This window comes from Flavobacterium kingsejongi, assembly GCF_003076475.1.
Taxonomy (GTDB): Bacteria; Bacteroidota; Bacteroidia; order Flavobacteriales; family Flavobacteriaceae; genus Flavobacterium; species Flavobacterium kingsejongi.
Map to the genome: position 1 here is coordinate 2,885,860 of NZ_CP020919.1, position 15,754 is coordinate 2,901,613.

Consider the following 15,754-nt stretch of genomic DNA (forward strand, 5'->3'; position numbering starts at 1 on the left):
AAAGATGCAAGGCGGCAAAACCCCATTACTCAAATAATTGCCAATTGTTTTTGGGGTTCGTAAATTGATCCAGAGGTTACAGTACTGAAAAAGCCCATTGGAATTTTCCAAATGGGCTTTAGAGATAGTGGTTGGGTTAGGGTACTACGAGTTTGTTTTTTCTAAACTGTGTAATACATTAAGTTCTGTCATGCATTGTTTCATCATGTCATACGTACGTTGAATGTCGTTGTCAAGGCCGATAGAGAAACGGATCAATCCATCTGTAAGCCCCATTGCTTCCTGTTCTTCCAAAGGAATTTCACTGGAAGTAGAGGTACCCGGTGCGCTGAATAATGTTTTGTAGAATCCTAAGCTTACGGCAAGGTAGCCCAGGTTGCGTTCCTGCATTAATTCCATCAGTTCATTGGCTTTGTCAAGGCTGCCCACATCAATTGTCATCATGCCGCCAAATCCGTATTCCGGATTGATCATGCTTTTGTATAATTCATGGCTTGGGTGACTTTTCAAGCCTGGATAAACCGTTTTTAAACCGTCTTTTTCAAATTTCTCTGCCAGGAATAATGCATTGTGGCTGTGTTGTTTCATTCGGATGTGCAAGGTCCTCATGTTTTTCATGACACTGGCAGAGCGAAGGCTGTCCATAGTTGGGCCTAATAACATACTGGCTCCGGAATTTACATTCTTCAGGTCATTGATGAATTCCTGGCTTGCACAGGTTACACCGCCTACAGTATCACTGCTGCCGTTGATGTACTTGGTAAGGCTATGGATCACGATATCAGCACCCATTTTTGCCGGTGCTACAGATAAAGGTGAAAAAGTATTGTCTACAACCAGTTTCAGGTTGTGTCTTTTGGCAATTTTTGAAAGGCCTGCAATATCAGCTACTTCCAAAAGGGGATTACTCACGGTTTCACAATACAAGACTTTAGTTTGCGGAGTGATCGCAGCTTCCACTATATCCAGCTTTGTAATGTCTACAAAAGATGTTTTGATGCCGAAACGAGGCGTGAAATTTTTCAGGAAAGCATAAGTACCGCCATAGATTGTCCTACTGGAAACAATATGGTCTCCCGAGCTGCACAATTGTAATAATACGGGTGTGATCGCACCCATTCCCGAAGCAGAAACATTAGCGGATGCGGTACCTTCCATTGCAGCCAGTGCTTTATCTAAGTAAAGGTTGCTTGGGGAAGAATGTCTGGAATAGAGATAACAACCTTCTGCATTTCCTTCAAAGGTATCAAACATGGTTTTTGCCGAAAGAAACGTGTAAGTGGAAGAGTCAGAAATGGAAGGGTTTACTCCGCCAAATTCGCCGAAGTACTGCAAATCCTGAATATTATCTGCTGGATTGAATTTCATAAGTATAGTCGTTTAATAGTTTTAGTATGAAAATGCAGGAAACCGTTAATGGGATATTTCCTGATTTAATAATCAAATTAAGCCCTTATCCGTTAAAAAATCAATGAGTAGGTAATTATTTAGATTATAAAACAGCTAAAATAGTTTATAATAGATATTTTTACAGTCTACGTTTCAAATATGGACTAAAAACCGAAAATATTTCTAATCCCTAACTTGTTAAAACTTATGGCACTTGACCCTATTGATGTTAAACTGCTAAACCTGTTGCAGTCTGATAGTAAAATGACCAACAAAGAATTGTCCGGATTGTTGCATCTTTCCGTTACAGCAGTATATGAGAGAATAAAGAAACTCGAGCGGGAGAAAATAATTGATAAATATGTCGTCCTGCTGAACCGCAATAAAATTCAAAAGGGATTTGTGGTGTTTTGCCATGTCAAACTGATGCAGCATACCCGGGAGTTCATTTCCCATTTTGAGGAAGAAGTAGTCCGGCTGACGGAAATCCTGGAATGTTTTCATGTCAGTGGTGATTATGATTATATCTTAAAAATATGTGTGGAGAATATGGAGGAATACCGGGAATTTATGGTCACAAAGCTTACCACGTTGCAGCATATTGGCAGTACACACAGTACTTTTATGATTAGTGATGTTAAAAATACGACTGCATTTACGCTTTAATTGCGGATAATGAATCAAAATGGAACGATAACCTTAAAAAAAACATAACTTAACCACTTAGAATGGGATAAATGATTGCTAATCGCTATTTTTGGGAAAACCCCTAAAAATACTGAATGGAATATCAAGTAAAAACAACTCCCGTTGAAAAATGGGTCATCAATCCCCTAAGTGCTTTTATCAGCAACTCGATTATGGGGGGAATCGTACTGCTTATCGCTGCAGTAATTGCGATAATCCTGGCAAATTCCCCCTGGTCCGAATGGTTCCTTGGATTTTGGAAAAACAAAATTTCTATTGGAATCAACAGTGAGCTTTTCCTGAATTACGATTTACAACATTGGGTCAACGACGGCCTGATCTCCATTTTCTTCTTTGTCCTTGGACTTGAACTCAAACGTGAAATCGTAGGAGGGCAGTTATCCGGATTCAAAAATGCCTTCCTGCCTGTAGCTGTCGGAATTGGCGGTATGGTTTTTCCCGCATTGATCTTTTTATTCTTTAACGGAGGCCAGGATACCGAAGCCGGTTGGGGAATCCCCATGGCAACCGATATTGCTTTTGCACTTGGTGTACTCCATTTATTAGGGAAAAAAGTACCTACTTCGGTAAAAATCTTCCTTACTGCTTTTGGGATTGTAGATGATCTTGGTGCTATTTTGATCATTGCACTTTTTTATACTTCTGATATTTCCTTTGTAAGCCTTGGCGTTGGCCTTGGATTTTTAGTCGTGCTGATGCTGGCCAATAAGGCAGGAGTGCGCAATACATTGTTTTATGCCATTGTCGGTATTTTGTGTGTATGGCTGCCCTTCCTGATTTCGGGCGTACATGCTACTATTGCGGCAGTTTTGGTTGCTTTTACCATTCCGGCGAATACCAAATTCAACGAATTGCAATTTTTATCTAAAAATAAAAAATACGCCAATAAATTTGACCAGGCCACTGTGACCGATTCGTCCACCGTGACTAAAGAACAGTTGCACATACTGAAGGACATGAAAACTTCGGCAAAACATGCGATGACTCCCTTACAGCGACTGGAGCACTCCATGCATCCCATTGTGTCCTTTATTGTAATGCCCATATTTGCATTAGCCAATGCAGGAGTAGTCCTTACGATGGATATGGATACCTTGGTCTCCAATAATATTTTTGTCGGAATCATTTCAGGATTGCTGATTGGGAAGTTGATTGGTATTTTTGGTGTTACCGCATTATTAGTCAAGCTAAAAATTTCCAATTTGCCACGAGGGATGACCATGAGTCACCTCTTTGGATTGAGCATTATCTCCGGTATTGGTTTTACTATGTCTATTTTTATTACCAGTCTTGCCTATACCAATGCCGAAAATATAGTCCAGGCCAAAATTGGTATTTTTGTTGCTTCGATAATTGCCGGGGTAATAGGGTTTATGGTACTGAGCAGAAATGGTTCCAAAGCAAAAAAAGAAACAGCTTAGACAGTACAGGATACTTCATTTTGACAGCTCTGGAAAGAAGTGTTTTGAATAGAGGATTTTGTCAAAACTGAAAAGTTTAGAGTGTAAATTATAATGGAAACAAAAAAACTTCCGTAATTTTGTACTGCAAAAATTAAACATACAAAAAAATATATCATGAGTTCATTTGACGTAGTCGTTATTGGTTCTGGTCCTGGTGGATATGTTGCCGCAATCCGTTGCGCACAGCTGGGTTTTACTACCGCTATTATAGAAAAATATACTGCATTGGGCGGTACCTGTCTTAATGTTGGCTGTATCCCTTCTAAAGCACTGTTGGATTCTTCCCACCATTATTATGATGCCATTAAGCACTTTGAAGAACACGGAATTGAAATCAGCGGCGAGGTAAAAGTTAACCTCGAAAAGATGATTGCCCGAAAAGCAGCTGTAGTAGAACAGACTGTTGGAGGGGTTAATTTCCTGATGAATAAAAATAAAATCACGGTTTTTGAAGGTATGGGAGCATTTGAAGATGCAACACATATTACCATTACCAAAAATGATGGTAGTACAGAAACGATCGAAGCAAAAAATACAATTATTGCTACGGGATCAAAACCCTCCAACCTTCCTTTTATCAAAATTGATAAAGAAAGAATCATCACTTCTACTGAAGCCCTACAATTGAAAGAAGTTCCAAAACACCTCATCATTATTGGTGGTGGCGTAATTGGATTAGAGTTAGGTCAGGTTTATCTTCGCCTTGGGGCTCAGGTATCTGTAGTGGAATATCTGGACAGAATTATTCCGGGTATGGATGCTGCACTATCAAAAGAGCTGACTAAAGTATTGAAAAAACAAGGCATGAAGTTTTATACTTCCCATAAAGTAAAATCAGTACAACGCAATGGAGATGCTGTAGAAGTACAGGCTGAAAATGCAAAAGACGAAACCATTACGCTGGAAGGCGATTATTCTTTGGTAGCCGTTGGACGTCGTCCTTATACGGAGGGATTAAACGCTGAAAAGGCGGGTGTAACCATTACTGAAAGAGGTCAGATCGAAGTAAACGATCATTTACAGACTACGACAGCTAATATCTATGCTATCGGTGATGTTATCAAAGGTGCCATGTTGGCGCATAAAGCAGAAGAAGAAGGTGTATTTGTTGCGGAAACATTAGCCGGACAAAAACCACATATCGATTATAACCTGATCCCGGGAGTGGTATATACCTGGCCGGAAGTTGCAGCTGTTGGAAAGACAGAAGAGCAACTGAAAGAAGCAGGTGTAGAATATAAAGTTGGAAGTTTCCCTTTCAAAGCATTAGGTCGTGCCCGTGCCAGTATGGATACTGATGGATTTGTAAAAATCTTAGCCGATAAAAAAACGGATGAAGTATTAGGAATCCACATGATTGGTGCGAGAACAGCTGATTTAATTGCCGAGGCCGTAACAGCAATGGAGTTTAAAGCGTCTGCAGAAGACATTGCAAGAATGTCACATGCACACCCAACCTATGCGGAAGCGGTGAAAGAAGCGGCATTAGCAGCGACTGATAACAGAGCTATACACGTATAATACTATTGAAATTATTATTTCCAAAAAAAACCGTTTCGAAAGAAGCGGTTTTTTTGTGCGCATTATTTTCGATTTTAAGATTCAAAAATAAGATACCCCGGGTGGATAGGGGATAAGCGACGGAGTATATTGTGATGTGCTTCGGATACATTCAGGATGATAATATCGTCATCATCGGTCACATTATTCCAGTCCTGTTGCTCTTTTTCCAAAAGGTATTTTGCTTTGTCATATAATAGGGGAACAGTACATTTCTCATAAAACGCACGGACTTCTGAGCGGCAAAAGCCAATACATTCCATATTGCGTCTCTTCAGTTCAGCAATAATGTGCCCGATTAATGTTTTGCCATATCCTTTGTTTTTAGAAATAGCAGCCAATCCGACAAATTCAGGAAAAGGATAAATGGTGGCCGCAATGCGGATACTGAGATCAAAGTTAATGCGGGCAATGCAAAGCAATCCGGAGGAATCGCTCAACAGGTGGAATTCCGACTGTGAAAAAGCTTCCCGGAACTGTAACGTATCCATTGTGTTCCATGCTGTAACATCCCATGCCTGCAGGATTGCCCTGATTTCGGTAGCGGTAAGGCCATGAGAATTTTTAATGCGATAGGATGTCATAAGCAATTCGTAGTTTGGGGATAATACAAGCTATTTTTAGCCTGCCAATGTACTAAAAAAATCAGTTGAAAAGAGTGTGACTTTTTAAGAATAACATTTGTATCTAATGAGTGCTACCCCCTGCAATCCGATTTTTTTATTGTAATTTTACTGTTCTAAAATTATTTTTTTTGAGAACTTCCGTTAGGCTGCCATTACCGGACAGCAATTTATTAAAATCCAAATTAATACAATGGGCCCAACAGTTCCGGGAAGTTGTTTTTCTGGACAGTAACAATTACCCACAGCAGTATGGAAGCTATGATGCTGTCTTGGCTGTGGATGCTTTGACGGCAATTCAAACGGATGCCCATAATGCTTTTGAAGACCTGAAGCAATACCAGCAAACAACTAAAGACTGGATTTTTGGTTACCTTTCTTACGACCTGAAAAATGATACTGAAAATCTCCAGTCAAGGAGTTTTGACGGATTGAAATTTCCGGAATTGTATTTCTTCCAACCTAAAAAGATATTCCTGCTAAAAGGAAATGAACTTGAAATCCGCTATCTCAATATGTGTGATGACGAGTTAACGGAAGACCTGAAGGCGATCGAAAGTATAGTGATTTCAACATTTGAAGATAAACCCCTGCAGCATATACCTGTGATCAGGCAACGCATCAGTCGGGAGGAATATATAAAAAAAGTAACAGGAATGTTGGAGCAGATTCAGCGCGGTGATATTTATGAGGCGAATTTTTGTATGGAATTTTATGCAGAAGACAGTAGTGTAAATCCACTGGAATTGTACCGAAAGCTCAATGCGATTTCAACGCCTCCTTTCGCAGCGTTCTTTAAGAACCATCAGCAATTTATAGTATCGGCATCACCAGAGCGCTACCTTCGTAAGGAAGGGGAGCACTTGATTTCCCAACCAATTAAAGGGACAGCCAAACGCGATACCGACCCTGTGGCCGATGCAAAAATAAAAGAGGAGCTGCTCCAAAATGAAAAAGAGCGATCGGAGAATATTATGATTGTAGACCTGGTCCGTAATGATTTGTCCCGCACCGCAGCGAAAGGATCTGTTGCCGTACCGGAATTATGCCAGGCGTATACGTTCCGGCAGGTCCATCATTTGATATCAACGGTCACAGCAACGTTGGCACCCGGCTTTTCAGCCATTGATGCGCTCAGGACGACTTTTCCTATGGGAAGCATGACCGGTGCTCCAAAGATTGCAGCAATGAAAAGTATCGAATCATTCGAGGAAACCAAACGAGGTGTTTATAGTGGAGCATTGGGATATTTTACCCCGGAGGGTGATTTCGATTTTAATGTAATTATCCGGACCATTTTATACAATCAGGAAAACCAATATGTTTCTTTTTCGGTAGGAAGTGCGATTACTGCTCTATCCGATCCGGAACAGGAATATGAAGAATGCTTGCTGAAAGCCAAAGCCATGCGGCAAGTTTTAGCAGATTAAATTAAAAATACTATTTTTGGGCTATGCTTACACCATTCAAAAATCACCTGTCGAAACATTTCGCTTTTCTTGAAGGAAAAAAAATCCTTTTGGCGATAAGCGGTGGATTGGATAGTATGGTGATGTTACACCTGTTTCAGCAGTTGCCCTATGCGATAACGATTGCACATTGTAATTTCCAGCTGAGGGGAATAGAAAGTGATGGGGATGAAGAATTTATACGGGAATATGCACAAAAACATACCATTCCAATAGCTGTAAGCCGGTTTGATACGGAGGCTTTTGCAACAGACAGCAAACAATCCATACAGTTAGCAGCCAGGGAACTGCGGTACACTTGGTTCCAGGAACTTTTACGTGAAAAGCAATTGGACTATTGTGCTACAGCACATCATTTAGATGACAACCTGGAAACGTTCCTGATTAACCTAACGCGGGGTACCGGATTGGAAGGATTGACCGGAATACCAAAACATAACGGGGCTATAATCCGGCCATTACTGCCTTTTAGCCGTGATGCAATCCTGACGTATGCAACAAAACACGGAATTGAATGGCGGGAAGACAGTAGTAATGCATCGGATAAATACCTGCGTAATAAATTACGGCACGATGTAATTCCTACTCTTAAAAGCCTTAACCCTTCTTTTCTGGATTCTTTTCAGGATACCTTACTGCATTTACAACAGTCACAATCGTTGGCTGATGATGCTTTAGCTATTGTAGGTAAGGAAATTCTACAGCGGGAAGGAGACCAATATAAGATTGACATTGTACAGTTAAGACGGCTTCCGAATTATAAAGCTTATTTATATCAAATTTTAAAACCATTCCATTTTAAAGCTTGGAATGATATTTGCAAGTTGCCGGAAAGCCAGTCCGGTAAAGTAATTTATGCTAAAGAGTACCAATTGCTAAAAGATCGCGATTTTTTAATCTTAAGCTTACGAAATAACGTAAATGTAGGTGAGGAGGCAGCAATACTGGAAGACGATACGATTTGTAATATTGACAACCATAAATTGCAACTGATGGATTCGGTAGCCTATACTCCGGTGAAACAAAAGGAAATTTTTCAGGCCGATAAAGAAAAGTTAAAATTTCCTTTAGTTGTCAGAACATGGAATGAAGGTGACTATTTTTGCCCGGCTGGTATGAAAGGGCAAAAGAAAAAATTAAGTAAATTTTTCAAAGACGAAAAATTTACTATGAATGAAAAACAAAACCAATTGTTAGTTTGCTCGGGCAATGAGATTGTCTGGGTTGTAGGAGTTAGGGGCGATCATCGGTTCGAAGCTACTGCAGACACACCAAAAATATATCAAATACAGTTATTATAATGAGAAAAATTCTTAGTGCTATTGTACTTTTCTTAGCGTTTGTAAATGTTCATGCACAAATTATCGCTCCGGTAAAATGGAAGTCCAAGATTGAAAAAAAATCCGATACTGAATATATCCTGCAATTTGATGGTGTTATTGAAGATGACTGGCACGTCTATTCTCAATTTACCCCGGATGGAGGGCCACTTGCAATGGAAGTCCTTTTCAATAATCAGAAAGATAATTTTGAAGTTGTTGGAAAAGCGACAGAGAGTAAAACGAGAACTGCATTTAATGATGTATTTGGGGTAAATGAAACCTTTTTTGAGCACAATGTACAAATTCGGCAGGCGGTAAAAACGAATCCAAAATCCAATGGCATTTTCCAGGTGGAATTGTCCTATCAGGTTTGTAAGGAAGTATGCATACAGGAAAATAAATATTTCCAGCTGGATACTAAAACCCTGAGAGGTAAAGAAGTGGAAAGTTTTGAAGAGTTGAGCTTAGTACCATCTTTGCAATCCGGTTTAGTTGCTGCCGCCGAGAATGACACTATCGCCAGTAAAACGGCTGATGTCCCTGCCGGAGTAACGAAAACCGCAGATAAAGAGAAAACCGACCCATGGACTATTTTCCTTGGGACTTTACTGGCGGGAATACTGGTTACTTTTACACCTTGTGTATTTCCGATGATTCCAATGACCGTAAGTTTTTTCATTAAACAAAATGCCAATAAGGCAAAAGGTAAATTCAATGCTGTATTTTATGGTATTTGCATTGTCGTTATCTATGTATTGATATCCCTTCCTTTCCATTTATTTGAAAGCCTGAATCCGGATATCTTCAGCGAAATTTCTACCAATGTATACCTGAATCTTTTCTTCTTTGTAGTATTTGTAATTTTTGCAATATCCTTCCTGGGAGCCTTTGAAATTACAATGCCAAACAGCCTGGCCAATAAAGCCGATAATGCGTCTAATTTAGGAGGATTATTAGGTGTTTTCTTCATGGCACTGACCCTGATTATCGTTTCGTTCTCCTGTACCGGGCCTGCCTTGGGATTGATCCTGGGTAGTGTACTGTCTACAGAAGGAGGCGCGATGTTATTGACTATTGCGATGCTTGGTTTTGGACTGGGTCTTGCGATGCCATTTATGCTATTTGCATTGTTCCCAAGCTTAATGGGGAACCTGCCAAAATCGGGTGGATGGCTGAATGCAGTAAAAGTATTTTTCGGATTTGTAGAATTGGCACTGGCTTTCAAATTCCTTTCCAACGCTGATTTAGTATTGCAATTGCATTTCCTTGAGAGAGAAGTATTCCTGGCTATCTGGATTGCTATTTTTGCAGCCCTTACCTTATATCTCTTTGGTAAATTGGTATTGCCTCATGATTCGCCGGTGACCAACCTTTCAGTAGGAAGGTTATCCCTTGGATTGCTGGTTTTATCCTTTACGATCTATCTGATTCCGGGCTTATGGGGAGCACCGTTGAAACTGATTAGTGGTTTCCCGCCACCAATGACTTATAGTGAATCACCATTAGGATTTGGTGCTGCACCTGCTTCAGCTGTGACTGAACCATTACCAGAGGGGGCAAAATTAGCCGTACACGGTATTGTAGCTTTTGAAGATTATGATACAGGAGTGGCTTATGCAAAAAAAGTCAACAAACCAATATTGCTTGATTTTACAGGTCATGCCTGTGTAAACTGCAGAAAAATGGAAGAGTTTGTATGGTCAGATCCTAAAGTGCTTTCTGTGCTTAAAAATAATGTGGTACTGATTTCCCTGTATGGTGATGACAAACGGGAGCTTCCGGAGAATGAGCAATATGTTTCTAAAAAAGGAAATAAAATTAAAACGATAGGAGCAAAGTGGAGTGATTTCCAAATCACCAGATATGAATCCAATGCCCGTCCATTGTATGTTTTAATTGGTACCGATGAAAAGAAACTTAACGAACCAATCGCCTACACACCCGATATTGATACGTATGATGCCTGGCTAAAAGAAGGTATTTCAAAATTTAAATAAAAAAATCCACTCGAAAGAGTGGATTTTTTTGCTTTAGGCAACTACCTTTTCAATATAATTGGAATTCAGGAGGTACAATGCCCCCATGTAGCGCATCTTAAAGGAAATGAGGTCACCAATTTTATAATTGGCCGTGGAATGGGTAATATCCATAACCAGCATATCCGAGCTCGCATCTACTATGGTGATGTTGGGATCATCCGGTTCCAGGTATTGTGGCTGCATATCGAGTAAGCCCACATCTAAAATAGCCCGTAATGACGATTGGCTCAGATCCTGGTTGTCGGAAACTTCAAACGTATGTCCTGCCACATTTTCTCCCAGTTCACCAGTAGGGGTATCTGGCTTTTCGGTAATTTCGATAACTTCAGCATACAATTTAAAGACGTCGCTTTCCATGCCTTTGATCAGTTTCCCTGTAAAGAGGTCGTTGGCAAAAAATAAAGCTTCTCCAATACGGAAATGATTAACTGCCATTGGCCTTGCATTTTTCAGGATTAGTGGGATGGCAACAGAAGTACCCCCAGAAACCCATTGGATGGAAATATTAAATTTTGCTTCGATCAGCTGTTTATAGAGGCTCAGTTGTATCAGTTTGTCCTGAGTAGGCATCACGCCACTGAGGCAGTTTAAATTGGTTCCGATACCCGCAATTTCGATATTAGGCAGGTGTAAGATGGTGCCGTAAAATTCAATAAGGTCTTCGCCCATTACGCCTTCACGTAAGTCACCCATTTCAATCATAACGATGATTTTATGGATTTTTTTTTGCCTTCCTGCTTCTTCGGATAACATTTTGATCGTATCGATTTCAGTATTGAAGCTGACATCAGCATATTTTACGATCCTTCGAATGCTCCTTTGGGCTGGAGGCTTGATATAAACCGTCTGTATATCGGGCTGCAGGGTTTTGACTATTTTTAAATTGCTAATTCTCGAATCGTGTATTTCTTTGACACCTAAAGCGATAAGCTCTTTGATAAAAGGGATATTGCCGCAAAGTACCTTGGAAACGACACCCCATTCGATATTCCGGGATTTAAAAAGGGTATTAAGATAGTTGTAATTGTGTTGTAATTTATGTCGATCTAATTGGATAAAAGCCATTATTGGTTTTTTAGTTACTACTTATTTTATGAGTCGCATTTCCAGGTATTTGCTGGTAAAGCCTAATTTCTGATAGAGATGGAGTGCCGGATTATTGGGTTCGCAGTGCAGTGCAATAGAACCGGTTGAAATACGGATGGCTTCCTGCATTAGCTGCTTACCGATACCTTTTCCACGGTATTGGTTATTCACCGCAATATAAACCAGTATATTTTCCGGAATATAACTTCCCATTCCGGTAGTATTCAGGATTACGGCACCGATAATTTTTTCCTGCTCCAGTCCTAATATGATATTTCCTCCTTTGTCCGGATTCATGGTGTAGTCAATGCATTGTAATATATCCTGTAGGGTATCGCCATATTCTTCCAGGTGTTCGTGAAGGAAATTAGCGATTGCAGTTGCGGTATACTGATTGTCTTTGCCGGTAGTGGCATTAATTATTTTAAATTCCATATTGTGATTTTTTGTTAATTGTATAAAGCTCTCAAAAGTCCCTGAACGAAACTTTATGGAAAAGAAAGATATACATGAGAAAATGAGAGTTGCAGAACTTTCAATTTTTCTGTATTTAGGATTAGTGCCCGTATAATTTTACAGGGAGAATGCGGTACTTTACCGCAATGATTATTTTAATTACGCAATAAAATGATAAAGGGCAAAAGCTTTGATCTATGGTAAAAATCAGCAGTTAAGTTTTTTTAAAAGATGCCTTTTTAATATTGGATAATTGCTAAAATACAAAAAATAAAGGAGCTATCCAAGAGAAAGTCCTTTATTTTGTTTTTGGGGAGTGGTATAATGTCCTGTATTACAGTTCTTTAATAAGCTTTCGAGCCGCTACCTGAACAGGATCCCATACCGGAGAAAAGGGGGGGGCATAGGATAAATCCAGGTCAATTATATTTTGCAGGGTGAGTTTATTGGTGAGGGCTGTTGCCAGTACATCAATTCTTTTTGCAGCGCCTTCTTCTCCTATAATCTGTCCGCCTAATAATTTTCCAGTACCTTTTTCGGCCAGTAATTTTACATATATGGCTTTGGCTCCGGGATAATAGCCCGCTCTTGATTTTGTTTTAATCATTGTTGCGGTATAGTCGATTCCCAGTTTTTTAATTTGTTTTTCCAGAAGTCCGGTTCGGGCTACTTCATACACGCAAATTTTACATACGGCTGTACCTACCACACCAGGAAAAATGGCTGTTTTTCCGGCAATATTGGTACCGGCAACTAATCCCGTTTTGTTCGCTACAGTCCCTAAAGCGATATAAAAAGGCTGTTTGCTTACCAGATGTGTTGTAAGGGCGCAATCTCCTGCAGCCCAAATATTTTTGATATTGGTGCGTTGCCTTTTAGTAACAATGACCGCTCCATTCTCACTAAGTGCAATTTTTGAATCCTGGAGAAATAATGTATTTGGACTGACGCCCATACCTAAGATAACTATATCGGCAGGCAGTGTTTTTTTATTCGTAACCACACCAGTGACCCTGTTATCGGTTACGGCAAAGCTTTTGAGTTCTTCTTTTAGGTAAATCGTTACCCCCAGATTTTTCATTGTGGTGTGAACCAGCGCGCCCATATCCGGGTCGAGTGTATTCATGATTTCTTCCGAACGGTCGACGAGGCTTACTTTTAGCCCTTTGAGGAGAAGTGCTTCCGCCATTTCTAAGCCAATATATCCGCCACCAATGATCACAGCGGTTTTGGGTTTGTATTTTTTCAAATAGGCCGCTACTTTTATGCCGCTGCGTAATGTAGAGATCCCAAAAATCCCTTCGGCATCTTTATGAGGTACCTCCGGGCAGAACGATTTTCCACCTGTTGCAATCAACAGTTTATCATAGGATTCCCAAAAAGTAGTTTCCTTTTTAAGATCTTTGACCAATACCTGTTTCTTGCTGCTGTCTACTTTTATAACCTCGTGACCGGTAAAAGCATCAATATTGTATTCTTTTTTGAAGTCTTTCGGAGTCCGGACAATGAGTTCTTCATAAGTTGCCACTTTTCCGGAGATGAAATAGGGAATCCCACAGGCAGAATATGAAGTATATTCCGATCGCTCATAAACGATAATTTCCCAATCTTTATGTTCGCGGCGTACTTTTGAAGCCGCCGTCATTCCGGCAGCATCACCACCTATTACAATCAGTTTTTCTTTTTTCATTTGTTTATTACTTTATTCAATGTCATATTTATCCAGCTTTTTCTGAATAGTGGCTGCTGATATGCCATGGATGAATACAGAGGCAATTATAGTAACTGCAGTGAGTTGTGTCAATTTTTGGGCATCATCAAATTGTGTTACGCTCAGGGCGAACATGAGATAGTAGATCGAACCTACACCCCGAATTCCGTAAAAAGATAGCACAAATTTCTCAAACCTGCTCAAATCGGTGTGGAAAAGCGCAATCCATCCGCTTATTGGCCTAATGACCAGTATAATAACTAAAGCGGTTATAATGAGGTGGTAATCCCATAATGCGGCTGCGTTGGCAGCCATATAAATTCCTATAATTACAAAGAGCAGTGCAACAAATATCCGTTCAATTTCTTCGGTAAAAGAGTGGAGGCTATCCATGTGCAGGCTGCTTTTTTCGCTTTTGCTGAACATACTGGCTGCTACAAAAACGGCAACGAAACCATAACCACCAAAAAGTTCGGTAATTCCATACGGAATTAGGGTCAGTGAGATCGACAGTATTCCTCTGGTAATTTTAGTTTGCTGATTTTTGGAGGTGAGTGAAAAAATAAGTTTATAGAGCGTCCAGCCCGATAGCAGGCCAATTCCCAATCCTGCAATTAATTTATAGATCAGGTCAATCCAAAGCCATTCGACAAACCACTCGGTATAGTCCATAGTCCTGCTTGCCATGAAAATGGCGAAAAAGGTAAACGGAAATGCCAGTCCATCATTAATTCCGGCTTCTGATGTTAATGCTAATCTTGTTCTCGAGCTGTCATTTTTACTCGGTTTGGTCGTTTGAAGATCGGAGGCCAATACCGGGTCTGTCGGAGAAATTAAGGATCCGAAGAGTATGGCTGCTGCGGGAGCAAAGCCTAGGAACCACCAGCTCAGGTATGCTGAAGCTATTATAGTAAGTGGCATAGTAATTACCAATAACCAAAAGGAATATTTCCAGGTGTTCCAGATAAAAGGCTTCCTGATTTTAAGCCCTGCATTGGTTAATGCGATCAATACCACAAATTCTGCGATTTTGCGAATCACTTCAACATTATTCAGGACTGCAATGGAAGAATAATTATTGCTGAAACAATAGAGTACAACGCCAATCAACACATATAATATTGGTGCTGTAATATTCTTATTATTCAGTAAATTTGGAATAGTAGCTGCTAACAGGGTAATGATTCCAATGATTACAAGATGGAAATTATAAATGTCAAAAGAAAATAACGGAATCGAACCCATAGTAATAGATATTGCAATAATTGATGCTTTGCTCTTAAAGCAGTATAAGTCTTAAGTAAAATGAAAAATTACTAAAACAATACCTTAAAACCAAGTTAATTAGAAATATGATAACATATTTTGAAACAAATCTGCTTTAAAATACCCTTTTATAAGGTTTGTAAAAAACAAATTAACATTTTTATAATAAGAAAGTGTTACTAATAAACCTAAATTTGATTGCATAATCTTAAATAAAAACCAACATGAAAAAAAGTATTATTAATTCCATCGTATGTGTATTCCTATTGGCCATTACTTCTTGTAATATGGCAAAAACGGGGGATAAAAGTGAAAATGCTACAGGTATGCTAACTCCTGGAAAATGGATTGTGACTACAATAGAAGGAAAAAATATCATTGCTGATGATTTTAGCAGGGATCTCCCAAATCTTACTTTTACAGTTGACCATAAAGTATATGGGAACAGCGGCTGTAACAATTTGTCTGGTGAGTACACTACTACTGCCAAAGGTTCAATTGATTTAGGGCATTTGGCCAGCACCCGAATGGCCTGTCCAGGTAACGGGGAAAATAAATTTTTAGCAGCTATTAATAAAGTAACCCATTTTAAAGTGAAAGGCGATAAGCTGATTTTACTTAATGGGACACAGGAGGTGCTGACATTCAACCGTAATTAGTGG

At 39.7% G+C, this 15,754-nt stretch carries 13 protein-coding genes; 7 read left to right on the plus strand and 6 right to left on the minus strand.

The window, feature by feature from the left end; genetic code table 11:
• Window positions 1-144 precede the first annotated feature (144 nt).
• Window positions 145-1,368, minus strand: a complete 1,224-nt coding sequence (locus FK004_RS12855; RefSeq protein WP_108737617.1) for an aminotransferase class I/II-fold pyridoxal phosphate-dependent enzyme — start codon at window positions 1,366-1,368, stop codon at window positions 145-147.
• Between the two features lie 228 nt (window positions 1,369-1,596).
• Here FK004_RS12855 and FK004_RS12860 point away from each other — a divergent pair, with 228 nt between their 5' ends.
• The 3 genes from FK004_RS12860 (at window position 1,597) to lpdA (ending at window position 5,081) form a co-directional block, all read left to right on the plus strand.
• On the plus strand, window positions 1,597-2,055 hold the full coding sequence (locus FK004_RS12860) for an Lrp/AsnC family transcriptional regulator (RefSeq protein ID WP_108737618.1): 459 nt from the start codon (window positions 1,597-1,599) through the stop codon (window positions 2,053-2,055).
• A 116-nt stretch (window positions 2,056-2,171) separates the two neighbouring features.
• Window positions 2,172-3,518, plus strand: a complete 1,347-nt coding sequence (nhaA, locus tag FK004_RS12865; protein ID WP_108737619.1) for a Na+/H+ antiporter NhaA — start codon at window positions 2,172-2,174, stop codon at window positions 3,516-3,518.
• A gap of 156 nt (window positions 3,519-3,674) precedes the next feature.
• Window positions 3,675-5,081 carry a dihydrolipoyl dehydrogenase gene (lpdA, locus tag FK004_RS12870; protein WP_108737620.1) on the plus strand — a complete coding sequence of 469 codons (1,407 nt, stop codon included), beginning with the start codon at window positions 3,675-3,677 and terminating at the stop codon, window positions 5,079-5,081.
• Window positions 5,082-5,155: 74 nt separating this feature from the next.
• Here lpdA and FK004_RS12875 read toward each other — a convergent pair whose 3' ends face one another.
• Window positions 5,156-5,704 carry an N-acetyltransferase gene (locus FK004_RS12875; RefSeq protein ID WP_108737621.1) on the minus strand — a complete coding sequence of 183 codons (549 nt, stop codon included), beginning with the start codon at window positions 5,702-5,704 and terminating at the stop codon, window positions 5,156-5,158.
• A 170-nt stretch (window positions 5,705-5,874) separates the two neighbouring features.
• On the opposite strand from FK004_RS12875, the gene pabB reads away from it, so the two are divergent.
• Genes pabB through FK004_RS12890 form a run of 3 tightly spaced genes read left to right on the plus strand, consistent with a single transcriptional unit; the run spans window position 5,875 to window position 10,531 of the window.
• Window positions 5,875-7,173, plus strand: coding sequence for an aminodeoxychorismate synthase component I (pabB, locus tag FK004_RS12880; protein WP_108737622.1), 1,299 nt, complete (start codon window positions 5,875-5,877; stop codon window positions 7,171-7,173).
• 23 nt (window positions 7,174-7,196) lie between these two features.
• Window positions 7,197-8,513 (plus strand): tRNA lysidine(34) synthetase TilS, encoded by a 1,317-nt coding sequence (tilS, locus tag FK004_RS12885; RefSeq protein ID WP_108737623.1) that lies wholly within the window; start codon window positions 7,197-7,199, stop codon window positions 8,511-8,513.
• Complete coding sequence (locus FK004_RS12890) at window positions 8,513-10,531, plus strand: protein-disulfide reductase DsbD family protein (RefSeq protein ID WP_108737624.1); 2,019 nt, start codon at window positions 8,513-8,515, stop codon at window positions 10,529-10,531. The genes tilS and FK004_RS12890 overlap by 1 nt, the downstream gene beginning before the upstream one ends.
• A 33-nt stretch (window positions 10,532-10,564) precedes the next feature.
• On the opposite strand, the gene FK004_RS12895 is transcribed toward FK004_RS12890, so the two are convergent.
• The 4 genes from FK004_RS12895 to FK004_RS12910 all read right to left on the minus strand — a co-directional run bounded on the left by FK004_RS12895 (window position 10,565) and on the right by FK004_RS12910 (window position 15,071).
• Window positions 10,565-11,638 (minus strand): alanine/ornithine racemase family PLP-dependent enzyme, encoded by a 1,074-nt coding sequence (locus FK004_RS12895; protein WP_108737625.1) that lies wholly within the window; start codon window positions 11,636-11,638, stop codon window positions 10,565-10,567.
• A 21-nt stretch (window positions 11,639-11,659) separates the two neighbouring features.
• A complete protein-coding gene (locus FK004_RS12900; protein WP_108737626.1) occupies window positions 11,660-12,094 on the minus strand; it encodes a GNAT family N-acetyltransferase in 435 nt (144 codons plus the stop codon).
• A 355-nt stretch (window positions 12,095-12,449) separates the two neighbouring features.
• Window positions 12,450-13,805 carry a CoA-disulfide reductase gene (locus FK004_RS12905; protein WP_108737627.1) on the minus strand — a complete coding sequence of 452 codons (1,356 nt, stop codon included), beginning with the start codon at window positions 13,803-13,805 and terminating at the stop codon, window positions 12,450-12,452.
• 12 nt (window positions 13,806-13,817) lie between these two features.
• Window positions 13,818-15,071 carry a cation:proton antiporter gene (locus FK004_RS12910; protein ID WP_108737628.1) on the minus strand — a complete coding sequence of 418 codons (1,254 nt, stop codon included), beginning with the start codon at window positions 15,069-15,071 and terminating at the stop codon, window positions 13,818-13,820.
• 245 nt (window positions 15,072-15,316) lie between these two features.
• On the opposite strand from FK004_RS12910, the gene FK004_RS12915 reads away from it, so the two are divergent.
• Window positions 15,317-15,751: an META domain-containing protein gene (locus FK004_RS12915; protein ID WP_108737629.1), complete on the plus strand. Its 435-nt coding sequence runs from the start codon at window positions 15,317-15,319 to the stop codon at window positions 15,749-15,751.
• The last annotated feature ends 3 nt before the right edge of the window (window positions 15,752-15,754 follow it).